Source organism: Laedolimicola sp. (genome assembly GCF_051972735.1).
GTDB lineage: Bacteria > Bacillota > Clostridia > Lachnospirales > Lachnospiraceae > Laedolimicola > Laedolimicola intestinihominis.
Genome location: NZ_JBOKYU010000050.1, coordinates 1 through 15407, shown reverse-complemented (window position 1 = coordinate 15407; position 15407 = coordinate 1). Strand labels below are relative to the sequence as shown.

Here is a 15407-nt window from a genome sequence, read left to right as displayed (position 1 = left end):
AGTAAAGAGGGTACCTATCCATATTTTAAAGGGGATTTCCTTTTTTCTTTTAATTTTCCATCTGACGACCCAGAAAATTCGCTGCGGTCAGGGCCAGCTTTAATTCCATATCACCCATTTTCACCTTTGGATCGCGGGAAAACAAAATCACAGCGCCGATGGCGTCGCCTTCGGCGATGATGGGGCAGATAGTTTCACTTCCCGTCTGCTCTATGTCCTCCTCCACAAGTCCTACAAATTTTTTATGCCCGGCTTCCGCCTGCTGATTTTCCCGGTTTTCAATCAGCCTTTCCAAACCGGGGCTGATGGCTTTTCCCTGATACTCCTTCTTTGCCCCGCCTGCAGCCGCGATCACTGTATCCCGGTCGCAGATACAGACCGGAAGCCCCAGAACCTGTCCCAGACTGTCCGCGTACTCCTTCGCGAAGGTTCCCAGTTCGCCGATGGGCGAATATTTCTTCAGAATGATTTCCCCTTCCCGATCCGTAAAAATCTCCAGCGGATCGCCCTCCCGGATACGGAGCGTCCTGCGTATCTCTTTCGGAATTACCACTCTGCCCAGATCGTCTATCCGCCGCACAATTCCCGTTGCTTTCATAATAAGATTTTCCTCCATTGCAAACATTAAGCTTTGGAGTTATTATGTGGAAATCCAGCAAAAATATACAGAAATTTTTATTTCACAACCGCCAAATTTTATTGTCACATTTTGTCCGGTAATGTCTTTCTTTTTCCGGAAAAAGACATTGTTTTTCCTGTAATTTCCTGTTATACTCCATGTAAACACCACCGATACCATTTCCCCGAAAAAGGATCTTTTTATATGGACAAAAACAGGAAAAAACAGTACCTGCTTCTGCTATTCACCGCGATTCTGCTGACAGCAGCCGCAGTCATTTTTATTCTGCGGGACTATATGAGCCGTGTGGACAACCGCATTTATCTGACCAGTACCACCAATCTCCGCGAAGTTTACTCTCAGGTGAACAATAAGCTCTCCCAGATTGTAAATGAGCAGTGGGATCTGCTTGCCATGTCTGAAGATTATATCGACAGTAACGCAGATGCTCCTGAGACCATTGTCTCTTTCGTTGACGATTGGAAGTTCTCCTGGAAATTCACTGATTTCTACTTTATAAACACTGCCGGCGAATGGTGTACGCCCGATGGCGCAGCCGGTACCATGTCCTTCGGATCCGCATGGGACAAGCTTATCAGTAAGCAGGAAAAGGTTATCGTAGATGCGGACACTCAGAATCAAGAATCTTTTATGCTTTTCGCTATTCCGGTCGATACCGGTACCTATAACGGCTTCTCCTATGACGCGCTCGCCGTATCCTACAGCTCGGACGCCCTGAACGCGGCTCTTGGTGTGTCCGCTTTCCGCGGACAGGCAACCTGCTATATTACAGATCTGAGCGGAAATATTATCTTTTCTGATTCTCCCACCAAGCCCATCGGTAAGAATCTGCTGAATTATCTGGCTGACGCGGAATTTTCCCATGCTACCTATCAGAAGGTGCAGGCAGACTGGGCGGCCAACACTTTTGGCCAGTGCAGTTATCTTTTAAATGGAGAAAAATACTATCTGGTATATCAGCCCACCGATTTCTCAGACTGGCTCCTTGTCTCCATGATTCCGGCGGATATCATCGACAGTGATATGCTGATCGTCCAGAAAACCACCACTCTGATGGTGGGCTTCACCTGCGTCGTGATTCTGGCGCTGGCTGTCATTTTCATGTTTATGTCCTATCAGCAGACCATTTCCCAGAAAAATCAGGAGCTCTTCTGGCGCGACATTATGTCCGATATCATGCTTCAGAATCTGGATAATGTCTATATTATGATTGAGGTTAATCAAAAACAGACCGTGTATGTCAGCCCCAATGTCGAGCGTGTCTTCGGCATCTCCCACACCAGCGCTCATCCGCTCTTCGCGATTCAGGAGCTGGAGCTTTCCCCGGAAACGTTAGACTTTCCCATCGAAGATCTGATGCAAATGCCAAACGGCGGTTCCCGTGTCATGGAGTGTCAGATTCGGACGCCCGGCGCTTCCGCGCCCTCCCTGTTCCAGAAATCTGTCTTTCACATTCTCGACGGACAGAATAACCTGCTGATCTTTGAATTTTCCAATCGTACCCATGAACAGGAGATCCGGGCGGATATCGAAGCAGCCCTTCAGGCCGCCAATACTGCCAACCAGATCAAGAGTGCTTTCCTGTCCAATATGTCCCACGACATACGGACGCCTATGAACGCCATTATGGGAATCTCCAGCCTCCTTCTGCACGCCGCCCACAACCCGGCAAAAACGGAAGAATATGCCCGCAAGATTCAGTCTTCCAGCCAGTATATGCTTGGAATCATCAATGATATCCTCGACATGAGCAAAATCGAAAGCGGACAGACCCATCTGCATCCGGAACCCCTCAATCTCTCCGAACAGATTGAGCAGATTGAAATGCTTATCCGTCCTCAGGCAGTCCAGAAGAAGCAGACTTTTTCCATTTATAAGGATGAAATCCTGCATGAGAGTATCGAGGGTGATCCTACCAAGCTTCGCCAGATTCTCGTAAATATCCTGGGTAACGCTGTGAAATACACCCCGGATGGCGGCTCCATCGACTTTCACATCCGCGAGCTTCCCCGCACGCTCCATTCCTATGCCCGTTACCAGTTTACCATAAAGGATAATGGTATCGGTATAGAAGCAGATTTTCTCGAGCATATCTATGAACCCTTTGTACGCGCGGAGGATTCCGTCACCAATAAGGTGTCCGGTACCGGCCTCGGCATGGCGATTACTAAGAGTCTTGTGGATATGATGGGCGGCGCGATTCAGATAGACAGTACCCCCGGCAAGGGAACCTGCTTTGATGTTTTTCTGGAATTTCGGATTAACGAAGAAACGATGGCAGGAAGTAAGCCCGGCGCACCGGATAGTGCCGACGCTTCCACCCGTCTTGCAGGGATGAAGCTCTTATGTGCCGAAGACAATGCGTTAAATGCGGAAATCCTCAAGTCCATTCTGGAGCTGTGGCATGTCTCCTGCGATATCTATCCAAACGGAAAGGAACTCTGCGACGCCTTCGCTTCTGCCCGTCCCGGCGATTACGATCTGATTCTCATGGATATCCAGATGCCGGTCATGAACGGATACGAGGCTACACGGACCATCCGCAACAGCTCCAATCCTCTTGGGCAGACGATTCCCATCATCGCTATGACAGCCAATGCCTTCGCCGACGACGTACAGCAGAGCCTGGACGCCGGCATGAACGCGCATCTGTCCAAGCCGATTGATATTGATAAATTGTACCAGACACTACAGACCATGTTTGGCTGATCCCATCATTCCATTCCGCCGCAGTGCGATCCCCCGGAGGGGCTTTTTGCTCTATAGGAATCATAGTTTTCGCACTTTAACGTAACACGGTGTTTCCTATAGAGTAAAAAGACCGGAAGCATTTCTCTGATGAGAATGCATCCGGTCTTTCTATCTTCGAAATCTTATTTGATTTCATTCACCAGGTTGTTGTTATGGAAGAATTCCTTCACATTGTTCAGGGTTGTCTCCGCGATGTTGGAAAGCGCTTCCTCGGTCAGGAATGCCTGATGGGAAGTCAGCAGCACGTTCGGCATGGATACCAGAAGCTGCAAGGTTGCGTCGTCCACGATTTCCCCGGAGCAGTCCTCGAAAAAGTAGTTAGCCTCTTCCTCGTATACGTCCAGACCTACGGCACGCAGCTGCTTGTTCCACAGAGCCTCTACCAGGGCTACGCTGTCTACCAGGGCACCGCGGGAAGTATTAATGAGGATGGCGCTGTCTTTCATGATGGCGAAGCGCTTCTCATCTACCATGTGATGAGTCTCGTCGGTCAGCGGGCAGTGCAGGGAGATAAAATCACTCTCACGGAACAGGGTGTCCAGATCCACGTAGTCGATGCCCTCCACCGGATACATATCATAGGCAATGACTTTCATGCCGAAGCCGCGGCAAATGTCGATGAACATGCGGCCAATCCGTCCGGTTCCCACAACGCCAACAGTCTTGCCGTACAGGTCTACGCCGGTCAGTCCGTTTAAGCTAAAGTTAAACTCCCGGGTACGGTTGTAAGCCTTATGAGTCTTACGGTTCAGGGTCAGCAGAAGCGCCATGGCATGCTCTGCTACCGCATGGGGAGAATAAGCCGGTACGCGGACTGCCTTCAGGTCGCCCAGGGCTTTCAAATCCAGATTATTATAGCCTGCGCAGCGCATAGCCACCAGCTTCACGCCCAGAGCCTTCAGCTCGTCCAGCACCTCCGCGTCAATGGTATCATTTACAAAGGCACACACCACGTCGCAGCCCTTCGCGGAGTCCACGGTCTGGACATTGAGCTTATGCTCCATGTAACGGATATCAATTTCTCCATCGCTGTTCCATTTTCTGAAAGCCTCAATTTCATAAGGTTTTGCATCGAAAAACGCCATTTTAATCATAATATTTCCTCCTGTCCAGGCCGCGGGGGAATATTTATTACAAATTTTCCCTCGCTCACTGCTTTTTAATATTGTGTATACATTTGGTTTTTGTTATACTAATAAAATAACAGGTGAATCCTGATTTGACAATACTGAAAATGATATTTTTTTAACAATATTGTGTATTTTTTAACGAACAATTTGGGGTGGAGGAGTTTCATGAGGGTTTTAGTCTGTAACGCAGGGAGTACGTCTCTCAAATTCAAGCTATTCAACATGCCTGAGGAAGAAGTGCTCGCGGAAGGAAAGGTGGAGCGCGTAGGCACGGATACTGCGATTTTCCATTTTTCCAAACCGGATGGGTTCCGCGTTTTTCAGGAGAATCTTCATGTTCCGACTTATACAGAAGGAATTCAGCTCTTTCTCGATCGGATTCTCGATAAAGAGAACGGTGTTTTATCAGATCTGTCCGAGCTCACGCGCGTGGGCTTCAAGACAGTTCTCTCCAAAGACCATTACGGTATCCATGAGCTGACCCCGGAAGTTCTTCAGGGCATGGAGGACTACATGGTGGTAGCGCCGGCCCACAATAAACCTTATCTGGAGGCTATCCTCCAGTTTCAGAAGCTGACACCCGACGCTATGCTGGTGGGTGCTTTTGAGACAGCTTTCCATCAGACTATCCCGCTGGAACGACGTATCTATGGCATTCCCTGGGAGTGGTATGAAGAATATGGCATCCAGCGCCTGGGATATCACGGCGCTTCCCATAGCTATGTGGCTGAGACGCTTACCGATATGTATGGCTCCACCGGCAAGGCTATCTCCTGTCACCTGGGCGGCAGCGGTTCGCTGTGTGCCATCGACGACGGCAAGAGCGTTGATACCAGCTTCGGTATCTCCTTGCAGGTGGGCGTAATTCAGTCCAACCGCTGCGGCGACATCGACCCATTTATCGTTCCGTTCCTGCAGAAGAAAGGGCTTTCTCTGGACCAGGTTCTGGATGGCCTGACGAAGCGTGGAGGACTCCTTGGTATCTCCGGCGTCAGCAATGATCTGAGAGACGTCCAGGAAGCTGCCGACGCCGGAAATGAGCGCGCCCGGCTCGCCATTGACGTCTTCTGCAACGGCATCGTCCGTCATATCGGCGCGTACTACGCGGAGCTTGGTGGTCTCGACCATCTGGTCTTCACCGGCGGCATCGGAGAACACGGTACCCGCATCCGCGAAGCAGTCTGTCATCAGTTAAAGCATATGGGTATCTTGCTGGATGATGAAAAAAATCAGAGCTGCACCGGAGCGAATACTGTGATTTCCCGTACAGATTCCCCGGTCACCATACACGTTATCCCAGCCAATGAAGAGCTGGGGGTAGCAAGAAAAACCTTCGCCTATCTCAGGGCCTAATACGGTCCGTTTACATTCCCCTCAAAAGGGCCCCGTCCATTGGACGGGGCCCTTTCTTTTTTATTCATTGTATTTCTGTATTTAGATGGAACTGATATTCATATCCACATTACCCGGTACGCCGTCTACGGAGCCCTTGGAGGTGTTCTGCCAGATATCGTAGCGTCCGCCGTAGCCGCACTTGTCTGCGTAGTGCGCTACCCAGATGCGGTAGCTGCCGAACTTGGATACATCCAGGTGAGAAGAGAACCAGCTCTTGCTTGCGTATACCATCGGTCTGTAACCGGAGTTGGCTACAGTGTTGCAGAATGCCACGGTAATCTTGGTTCTGTCGGCCTTGGAAAGTCCGTCCGCACGGCCACGTCCGCCTGCCGCGTACTCACTGTCGATGGCGATCGGCATATTAATGCCGTACTGATTCGCCAGCTTCACGGCCATACTTGCTTCCTCTACGGCCTCAGCCTCGGTGATAGCCTGGCTGAAGAAATAGATACCTACGCGCAGGCCTGCTGCCTTGGCGCCGGAGATATGGGACGCAAACTTCGGATCCTGTACCAGGACACCGGATCCATAGCCACGATAACCACAGCGGATAATCGCGAAGTTGATGCCAGCGTTCTTTACCTTCTGCCAGTTGATGCTGCTCTGGTACTTGGATACGTCGATTCCGATGGTGCCGGAGCGGACGCCCTCGCTGCTGAAGGTGTACTGGATACCCTGGATAACCTGGGTTCCGGTAACTTTATTACCATTCTTATCAAAATAGTAGGTTGCGCCGTCGATGGTCTGCCAGCCGGTATATTTCACACCGTTTGCTCCGTCCTCATAGACCGGAGCGCTGCTGGTATCATAGACCGGAGCGCTGCTGGTATCGTAGACAATCTTGTCTGTGGGCGCTGCTTTCAGGAACATCAGGCCGCGGACTACGACGCCTGCGGTCGGCGCTTCTATCGTCTGAGTCTCTGTGCTGCCCTCGCTGCCATTATTATTACCGGTGTTCTCGCCGGAATTACCACTGTCGCCGGGATCCGGGGTGGTCGGCTTCTCTGTGAGCTGCGCGCCGCAACGGGTGCATTTTCCATCTGCATCCGGCTCTGTGTGGCCCAGCGCGTCGATCTCGCCCTCTTCCTTCACATCACCATCTGCCTTGCAAACCAGACGATAAGTACCCTTCTCGGTACAGGTCGGTTCTTTGGTAACTTCTTTTTCATATGTATGCGTATGCGCCGGAGTCATATCCGCACCACAGCGATCACACTTATTATCGTTATTGTTGTCCACATGATCAGACGCCGGCTCTGAGATAATCTTCGCGTACATGGGTGTACCGTACTTATCCATCTTCTGCTTGGAATATACCGGCTGTCCCCACTGATCTACCTTCTGCTTCGGCTCCGTCTTGGTGGAAGCCACGTATTCTACCGTATCCTTCAGGGTCTGGGCAGTACCTGCGCTGTCATTGCCGGAAGTATTGGTATCCTCTTTTGCCACATTGATCTGGCTCTCACTCTTGATCTCCGCGCTGACATCCACGGCCTTATACTCGATATTGGCCTTAACGTCGGCTGTAATATCAGCCGGTGCCGCGTAACCTCCGGACGCCTTCATGGAAATCTTGCATTTTCCGGGAGTCATGGACTTCACGTAAATGATGCCGTCCTTATCCTTATCTGTATAGCTCTCTGTCTTATTTTCAGAATCTTTGACTGTCACCTCAAACGCAGTTCCGGTAATGACCTTTCCGGTAGCCTTGTTGACAATCTGTACCTTCAGATCCTTGTCAAGAGAGGTCGCCTTCAGCACAACCTGGATCTCCTTTGCGGATACCTTCGCCTTCTCGGTGTTATCTCCATCCAGACGGGTCAGCTCCGCCACATAGGACTTGTTCATGGAAAGTCCTATGACGCTGGCCTCTGCCACTTCTTCGCCGGAATCCTCCTGTAAATCTGTAACGGTCGGAATCATATCCTCGGTTACCTGACTTCTGGAGCTGCAGCCGCTAAGCAGCGACACAGTCAGAACTGCAGAGAGCAGTAATGCCCCCACTCGTTTCGCTTTCATAATGCCTCCTCATTCGTCTATGGCCCATTTCCCGGGCTATATTTCTGCTGCCCTCGACTGGCAGTCATTGTCTTCTATAATATAACACCTCTATCTGCGGTTTTCAACCGCCGCAGCTGAAATTTTTACAAAATTATTACAACAATTTCTGGTAATCCTCTTTCAGAAAGCGATGGTAAATGAGATGGCCCATCTCTTCTTTTACGCAATAATAATACTCGTCTATGGACGGATCTTCAAAATGCAGGGCCTCGTCGAAATCAGATCCCTCCGGCATCTCCTCGCAGATATAAGCTCCAAACTGTCCGAAGACCTTCTTCACATCCTCCACACTCTTGTCGTGGGGATTGGAAAACAGGTCGATAATGGCCTTTAAGAATGCCACATCACCCATATGCTCATGCACATAGCGGGCTCCCGCCGGCGGTACACTGACCTCGATACGTCCCGCACTTACCCGGAAGCTCATAGCCCCCAGCACGCCCGTTCCATCCGCAAATAAATCCGTAAGCTCCGCTACCATTTCCTTCGCTGTCTCACAATTTGTTCCCAGTAAAAGATTCAAGGAGGCCACGGGGTAGTAAAGCCTCATGGTCTCCTCTTCAAACCCAAGCTTCAGCTGGGCCTCTTTCATCTGGTCAATGAGATTCTGTTCCAGTCTCTCTTTTCCCATAATGATTTTATTCCTCCGTACTTCCGGTGTTCAGTGTATAAATCCGATCAAAGGTCAGCTCTGCCAGTACGTCATCCTTGATATCAAAAGAATGCTGTTCTTCCAGATCCGCGCATTTTTCCTGATACAGGGTATTCTTACGCTCGGTTACGATGGAATCTTTCTTATTGGCGGTCGCTTCCTCATCAAAGGTGCTGACCATCTGTACCGCATAATATCCGGTATCTGTCTCGATAATCGGAGCCAGTTCGCCGTCCTTCAGCGCGTCTGCCGCTGTACGAACCTCTTCTGCCGGTGTGGTACTGTCCGCGCCGTAAGTGGTCTCGCTGGCTGAAAGCTGGGAATTCTCATCGCGATTCTCATTAGCTGCGTCTACTGCTGCCTTCAGATCTCCACTCTCTGCTGCCGCGTCCAGAATGTCCTGAAGCTCCTGCTTCTTTGCGGCCTTCTCCTCATCAGTCAGGTCAACCGTATTGCCATCCTCATCCGTCTCAGTACCTGCAGTAGACATGTATACATAGACAATGCGCTTCTGAGCCGCTTCCTCATCGGAAACCTCAGTATCCACATCTTCGGTCAGCGGCGCGTACATCTTCTCCTGGATAGTCATCAGGGTCAGCACATGCTCCACATCCGCCTCGGTTACGCCCAGGGTCTTCTGCACGCCTGCGGAATTATCCTTCATGAACTGGGCAGCCGCATCGGAAATAGCGGTCTTCTCGTCGTCTGTCAGCTCTACGCCGTAATTTGCCGCCTCTGCTTCCAGTACATACATCTGGTTAAACTGCTCCATTAGGCTCTGCTTCGCTGTCTCGCCGTATACGGTTCCGGTACCGGACAGATCCTGTCCATACACATTGGTCATGCCAAGCATGGCCCCGTAGTAGGATTCCATCTGCGCCTGCTGATAACGAAGCAGAAAGCTTACCTCTGCCAGCGGCACATTGGTCGTCTCATCCATCACTGCCACAGTCTGCGTACCGTCCAGTGTATTGCCTTTTCCACATCCTGTCAGTGAGCCTGCAAGCATCAGACCTGCTGCCAGAACTGCGATTCCTTTTTTCATCATTTCCGTAAATCCTTTCCTGCCCGCTTCTTCTCTGAAAAACGGAGTATTCTAAAACTACTGTCCACTTACATCATTCCGCCAGGTGTTTCCGTACAAAATGTGCGGAAATCCCGAGCTCTTCAGCGCGAAATCGCATAAGATGCGATTTCTGTGCATCGCAAGCGTATTACTGTGAAGTAAGGGAACAGTAACATTCTGGGTTTATTATAGACGCTTTTTCCGCTGTGGGCAAGGCTTTCTTGCGTTTCCTGCGAGATTTCACGCTCTTTTCACAGCTGCGTATCATTCGTGGCTTCCGTCTCCGCCAATCTCGGTGATCAAGCCGTCGATTTGCACCGTTTCCCAGACATTTTCATCCACTTTTAGCGGCGTTTCCTTCGCCCAGGAATCTTCCAGATTCTGTAAATATTCCTGCTTTGCGGATTCTTTCAGTTCCTCCAGCCGATCCGACGTAGCGTCCGCATCCAGATCTGAAACATGCTGCACCACATACCAGCCCTCGTCGGTGGCAATCACACCGGACACGCCGCCCACCGGCAGCTCCCGGGCTTTCCCCGCCACATCCGGGTGGGCTCCTCCGTCAGTGTCCTCATTAAAATACACGTCGATAACCGTGTGGGGAAATTGTTCGCCTGCAGCGGAAATATCGCCCAAATCCGCCGCCAGCGCTGCGAAGTCATCCGCCTCCTGCTGAATTTTGGCTAACTCCTCCTCTGTAAATGGCGTGAAATTACCCTCCACATCATAAAGTCCCGTATTAGAAAACAGCGCGTAGGTCAATCTGCCCACCTGTGCCTCTTCTTCGCTTATCTCCGGCTCATAATCCGCCCGGATGGCTTCCGCCACCTTTCCGGCCAGTTCATTCCGGGCAAGATAACGCTCCACGCTTTCCCGATCCGCGCCTGCCGCCTCCAGCACCGCCTTTGTATTATTTTCCATAAAATTCTGTGCCCGGCGGGCGATCTCCTCCTGCTCCCCGTCGGTCAGGCTCACGCCGTATTCTCCCGCGTGGGCGCAGAGCAGATGGAGCTCCGTCAGGGTATCCAGCACGCTGCTTTTCAAAAGCTCCTCTAGGGTCTGACCACTGTCGTCCGCCTCCTGCTGCCACATAGTTTCCCCGAAGCTTTCATAGTAGACATATTCCCACTGCTCCTGCAGCATCCTGGTATAGAACAGGGCTTCCTCCAGGTAAACAGGTTCGTCGCCCAGAGTGGCCAGGGTGGTTCCGCTCTCCTGCTCAAGGACCCGGGGGACTCCCGCCTCCTTTTTGCCGCACCCGGCCAGAGCCACAGCTGCCAGCATCATAAGGATTCCCAGCTTCTTTAACCTTTTTCTCATGTATGCTCCTCCAGCAAATCCTGCATTTTGTCGAGGATGCTCTCCGCCAGCTTCAGGGGATCCGCCTCCTCGCCGCGGCTGTTCTTCTGACGGCGGTAGCAGAACGCCGGTTTCTCTCCCTTGATGAATTTCATCCGTCCGTTGAAGCGGGCGAGAAATTCCGGGAAAGCCGCCGGATTCAGCTTTGCCTTTTCATACAGAGCCAGCCGTATCTCATCAGGTTTCTCAACTATCTCCTTAACATATACGTTGTGAGCCCTGATTTTCAGACAGGCTACGGCAAGAAGATTCTGTACGGCCTTCGGAAGATCGCCGAAACGGTCCAGAAGCTCATCCTGCATGTCTTCACTCTCTTCGAAGGTCTCGATACCGGCGATACGCTTGTAGATATCCAGCTTCTGGCTTTCGCTGCGAATATAGGTGGTTGGGATATAGGCGTCGATATCCATATCCACCAGAGTCTGGAATTCGTCCTCCTCCCAACTGAGACCCTTTTCCCGCTTGACGGCCTCGTTCAGCATCTTACAATACAGGTCGTAGCCGACAGCCTCCATATGGCCATGCTGCTGCTCACCCAGAAGATTACCCGCACCCCGGATCTCCAGATCCCGCATGGCGATTTTGAAGCCGCTGCCCAGCTCGGTAAATTCCCGGATGGCGCCCAGACGTTTCTCCGCCACTTCTTTGAGCATCTTATCCCGCTTATACATCAGGAAAGCATAGGATGTACGATTGGAACGGCCCACGCGGCCACGGAGCTGATAGAGCTGGGACAGACCCAGATTATCCGCATCGTGGATAATCATGGTGTTGGCGTTGGAGATATCCAGCCCGGTCTCAATGATGGTGGTGGACACCAGTACGTCGATTTCCCCATTGATGAAATCAAACATGATACGCTCCAGCTCGTGCTCTTTCATCTGGCCGTGGGCAAAGGCCACGGTGGCCTCCGGTACCAGCTCGGCCACCTGGGCCGCCACCTCGGCAATGTTATTTACACGATTGTATACATAATATACCTGGCCGCCCCGGGACAGCTCCCGGCTGATGGCAGCCCGAACCATTTCACTGTCATATTCCATCACATAGGTCTGGATGGGCAGACGATCCTGGGGCGCTTCCTCCAGCACGCTCATGTCCCGGATGCCGATGAGACTCATGTGCAGGGTACGCGGAATCGGCGTGGCGGTCAGGGTCAGGACGTCCACATTTTCCTTCAGCTTCTTGATTTTTTCTTTGTGGGCCACGCCGAAGCGCTGCTCCTCGTCGATAATCAGAAGTCCCAGATCCTTGAATTCCACGTCGGCGGACAGCACCCGATGGGTGCCGATGACGATATCCACCAGACCCTTTTTCAGGTCGGCAATGGATTTCTTAATCTCGCCCGGCGTCCGGAATCGGGACAACAGATCGATGCGCACCGGGAAATCCTTCATTCGCTGGATGAAGGTATTATAATGCTGCTGGGCCAATATTGTGGTCGGCACCAGATAAACCACCTGCTTATTCTCCTGCACGGCCTTGAAGGCGGCACGGATGGCGATCTCGGTTTTGCCGTAACCCACGTCGCCGCAGATCAGGCGATCCATAATTTTCGTGCTTTCCATATCCCGCTTGGTGGCTTCGATGGCCAGCTGCTGATCCTCGGTCTCCTCAAAGGGAAACAGCTCTTCAAACTCGGTCTGCCAGACTGTATCCGGGCCGTAGACAAAGCCCTGCTTCTCCTGACGGGCCGCGTAGAGCAGCACCAGATCGCGGGCCACCTCCTGTACGGCTCCCCGGACCTTCGACTTGGTGCGGGTCCACTCGCTGCCGCCCAGACGGTTCAGCTTGGGTTTTTTGGCGTCGGATCCGGCGTATTTCTGAATCATTTCCAGCTGGGTTGCCAGAATATAGAGGTTGCCGCCCTTTGCATACTCGATTTTGATATAATCCTTCATAACCTTGTCGACTTCTACCTTCTCAATGCCGCGGTAGATGCCGAGGCCGTGGTTTTCATGCACCACGTAATCGCCGGGTTTGATATCGGAGAAGCTCTGGATCTTCTGGCCCTCGTAGGTCTTCTGCTTTTTCCGTTTCTTCTTTTCCCGGCCAAAGATATCGGTCTCGGAGAGTACGGCAAAACGGAGCATGGGGTATTCGTAGCCTCTGTGAACGCTGCCATGCACCACCATAATCTCTGATGGCTGTACAACGCGCTCCGGATCTTCACTGTAAAAACTGTTCAGCTCCTCATCCTGAAGATCCGCAGCCAGCCGTTTGGCCCGGGTTCCGGACGCGCACATGAGGATGATGGAATATTTTTCCTTTTTCCACCGTTTCAGATCTTTAACCAGAGTCGGGAAGCTGCTGTTGTAGGGATTGATGGAGCGAGCGTCGATCTGATAGCGGCCTGTCTGCTCCCATTCCGGTGCTTTCTGCTCCAGCAGGCTTAAGGCCACACAGTTTCTGCGGTTCAGGCGGACGGTGATCTCTTCGCTGCTGTACAGAAGCCGCGCCTCCTCCGGCAATGCTTCACCTTTAGCCGCGCGGTTGGCCATGCTTTCTTCAAATTCCTTTTCCACCGACCGGCCCTTTTCCAGAATCCGGGTGGGCTCATCCAGAAAAATCAGGGATTTCCCGGGTGCAAAATAATCCAGAAAGCTAACCGTCTCCTCCTTTTCATCGGGGATCGGTTCCGCCGCCGGATAAATGGTGATTTCTTCCAGATTTTCCATGGAGCGCTGGCTTTCCACATCGAAGCTTCGGATGGAATCTACCTCGTCGTCCCAGAACTCGATGCGCCAGGGAGCGTCCTCCGTCAACGCAAAGATGTCCACGATGCCGCCGCGCACCGCGAACTGGCCCGGCGCTTCCACCTGAATCTCCCGCTCGTAGCCCAGGCGGCTCAGCTTTTCCGCCAGGGCGTCGATCTGGACAATGCTGTCCTGGCCGATACATAAAATCGAATCTTCCACTTTTTTCAGAGGACGCAGACGATCCATCAGACCGTCAAAAGTAGTGATAACCGTCACTTCCTCCTGGGTCAATAAAGCCTGTAAGGCCCGGACTCTCTGCTGCACCAGCAGATTGCCCTGCATATCCGCATGAAAAAAGAGGAAATCCTTTGCCTGATAGAGCACGGCCTTCCGGTCAAAGTACCGGCAATCCTCATAGATTTCCTTTGCTTTCTGCTCGCTGTATGTGACGATCAGCCTCTGGGAATAGCCCTGCCACAGGGCGCAGGCTGCGTGTACCTTCTGGGAATCTACGCAGCCGGAGAGCCAGAGGACTCCCTTGTTTTTTTTCAGCTTTTCGGCTATCTGGTCGTACGCGCCGAGCTGCCAAAAGGGCTTGATGAATGCTTGCATGCCGCACCTCTGTTTTTGTTTCGCTGTTTCTCTCTGTTATGATCTATTCGTGTTTTTTCTTATTATACAGGTTCATGGCCTCGTCGGCGCGATCCTGTACCATCAGTTCTACGGCGTCCGCAGCCTGGGCAATGGCTTCCTCGACTTTTTTGCGGTCTTCTGCTGCGAAATGACCCAGGACGTAGGCAGCCAGGTCGTAGTCTTTCGGCTTTTCGCCCACGCCCACGCGAATACGCTGAAATTCCTGGGTGCCCAGGTGAGCGATAATATCCTTGATGCCGTTATGGCCACCGGCGCTGCCTTTTTTGCGGACGCGGATGTAACCTGGCTCCAGGGCAATGTCATCGTAGATGACAATGACTTCAGTGGCGGGATCCAGTTTGTAGAAGTTCACAGCTTCACCGATGCTGTTACCGCTCAGGTTCATGTAGGTCTGGGGCTTCAGAAGCAGGACCTTCTGGCCCTCGATGACGCCGATGCCGCAGATGGCCTGGAATTTTTTGGTGTTCATCGTGATGTGGTAGCGGTCGGCGAGATACGTGATCGTGTCAAAGCCGATGTTGTGGCGGGTGTGATCGTACTGCTGGGTGGGGTTGCCTAGGCCGGCGATGATATACATGGTGGGGTTCTCCTTTTTCTATGACGGACGCTCTGCAGGGTTCGGAAATCGTGTGTTCGGACGTTTCACGGACACCCTGATTTTCCGAACCCCACAGAGCTGATTGTTTAAGTCGATAGGGTTCTTTCCTATCATACAAGAGTTTTGCGACGTTGGCAAGGGGCGAGGCGGCAAATGCCGCCCGCCCCCGGCCAATCGCAGCTCTCCATCCCGCCTGGCCAATGCGACAGCGAGGCCTCACCACATAGTGAGGCGGGAAAGATAGGGGGTGTGGGACGTTAGCGGATTTTCCGTGGGGAGGAGCAGGCTGGCAGCATCTGAAGGAGGCCCTGTCTGAGGCCGCAGGCCGAGTTGGCCGGTCAGATGCGTATAAGCCGCCTGCGACGAGTAGGAAAATCCGCGTGTCCCACACCCCCTATCTTT

The 15407-nt window shown here is 52.2% G+C and carries 10 protein-coding genes; 2 read left to right on the top strand and 8 right to left on the bottom strand.

The window, feature by feature from the left end:
* Positions 1–49: 49 nt before the first annotated feature.
* Positions 50–598 (bottom strand): stage V sporulation protein T, encoded by a 549-nt coding sequence (gene spoVT, locus ACTRC3_RS10230; protein WP_178039310.1) that lies wholly within the window; start codon positions 596–598, stop codon positions 50–52.
* A 225-nt stretch (positions 599–823) separates the two neighbouring features.
* Between spoVT and ACTRC3_RS10225 the strand changes: the two genes are divergently transcribed.
* Positions 824–3349, top strand: a complete 2526-nt coding sequence (locus ACTRC3_RS10225; protein WP_440322992.1) for a hybrid sensor histidine kinase/response regulator — start codon at positions 824–826, stop codon at positions 3347–3349.
* 164 nt (positions 3350–3513) lie between these two features.
* Here ACTRC3_RS10225 and ACTRC3_RS10220 read toward each other — a convergent pair whose 3' ends face one another.
* Positions 3514–4485 carry a 2-hydroxyacid dehydrogenase gene (locus ACTRC3_RS10220; RefSeq protein WP_178039312.1) on the bottom strand — a complete coding sequence of 324 codons (972 nt, stop codon included), beginning with the start codon at positions 4483–4485 and terminating at the stop codon, positions 3514–3516.
* 201 nt (positions 4486–4686) lie between these two features.
* Between ACTRC3_RS10220 and ACTRC3_RS10215 the strand changes: the two genes are divergently transcribed.
* Entirely contained in the window at positions 4687–5874 is a 1188-nt protein-coding gene (locus ACTRC3_RS10215) for an acetate/propionate family kinase (RefSeq protein ID WP_440322991.1), read from the top strand.
* Between the two features lie 81 nt (positions 5875–5955).
* Here the strand turns inward: ACTRC3_RS10215 and ACTRC3_RS10210 are convergent, their stop codons facing one another.
* From ACTRC3_RS10210 to pth, 6 genes are all read right to left on the bottom strand, one after another.
* Complete coding sequence (locus ACTRC3_RS10210; RefSeq protein WP_440322990.1) at positions 5956–7935, bottom strand: GH25 family lysozyme; 1980 nt, start codon at positions 7933–7935, stop codon at positions 5956–5958.
* Positions 7936–8071: 136 nt separating this feature from the next.
* Complete coding sequence (locus tag ACTRC3_RS10205) at positions 8072–8608, bottom strand: DUF3877 family protein (RefSeq protein WP_178039315.1); 537 nt, start codon at positions 8606–8608, stop codon at positions 8072–8074.
* A 7-nt stretch (positions 8609–8615) separates the two neighbouring features.
* Complete coding sequence (locus ACTRC3_RS10200) at positions 8616–9677, bottom strand: hypothetical protein (protein ID WP_440322989.1); 1062 nt, start codon at positions 9675–9677, stop codon at positions 8616–8618.
* A gap of 282 nt (positions 9678–9959) precedes the next feature.
* A complete protein-coding gene (locus ACTRC3_RS10195) occupies positions 9960–11015 on the bottom strand; it encodes a foldase protein PrsA (protein ID WP_440322988.1) in 1056 nt (351 codons plus the stop codon).
* Positions 11012–14365, bottom strand: a complete 3354-nt coding sequence (gene mfd, locus ACTRC3_RS10190) for a transcription-repair coupling factor (RefSeq protein WP_440322987.1) — start codon at positions 14363–14365, stop codon at positions 11012–11014. The genes ACTRC3_RS10195 and mfd overlap by 4 nt, the downstream gene beginning before the upstream one ends.
* Positions 14366–14408: 43 nt before the next feature.
* Positions 14409–14984, bottom strand: a complete 576-nt coding sequence (gene pth, locus ACTRC3_RS10185; protein ID WP_440322986.1) for an aminoacyl-tRNA hydrolase — start codon at positions 14982–14984, stop codon at positions 14409–14411.
* Positions 14985–15407 lie beyond the last annotated feature (423 nt).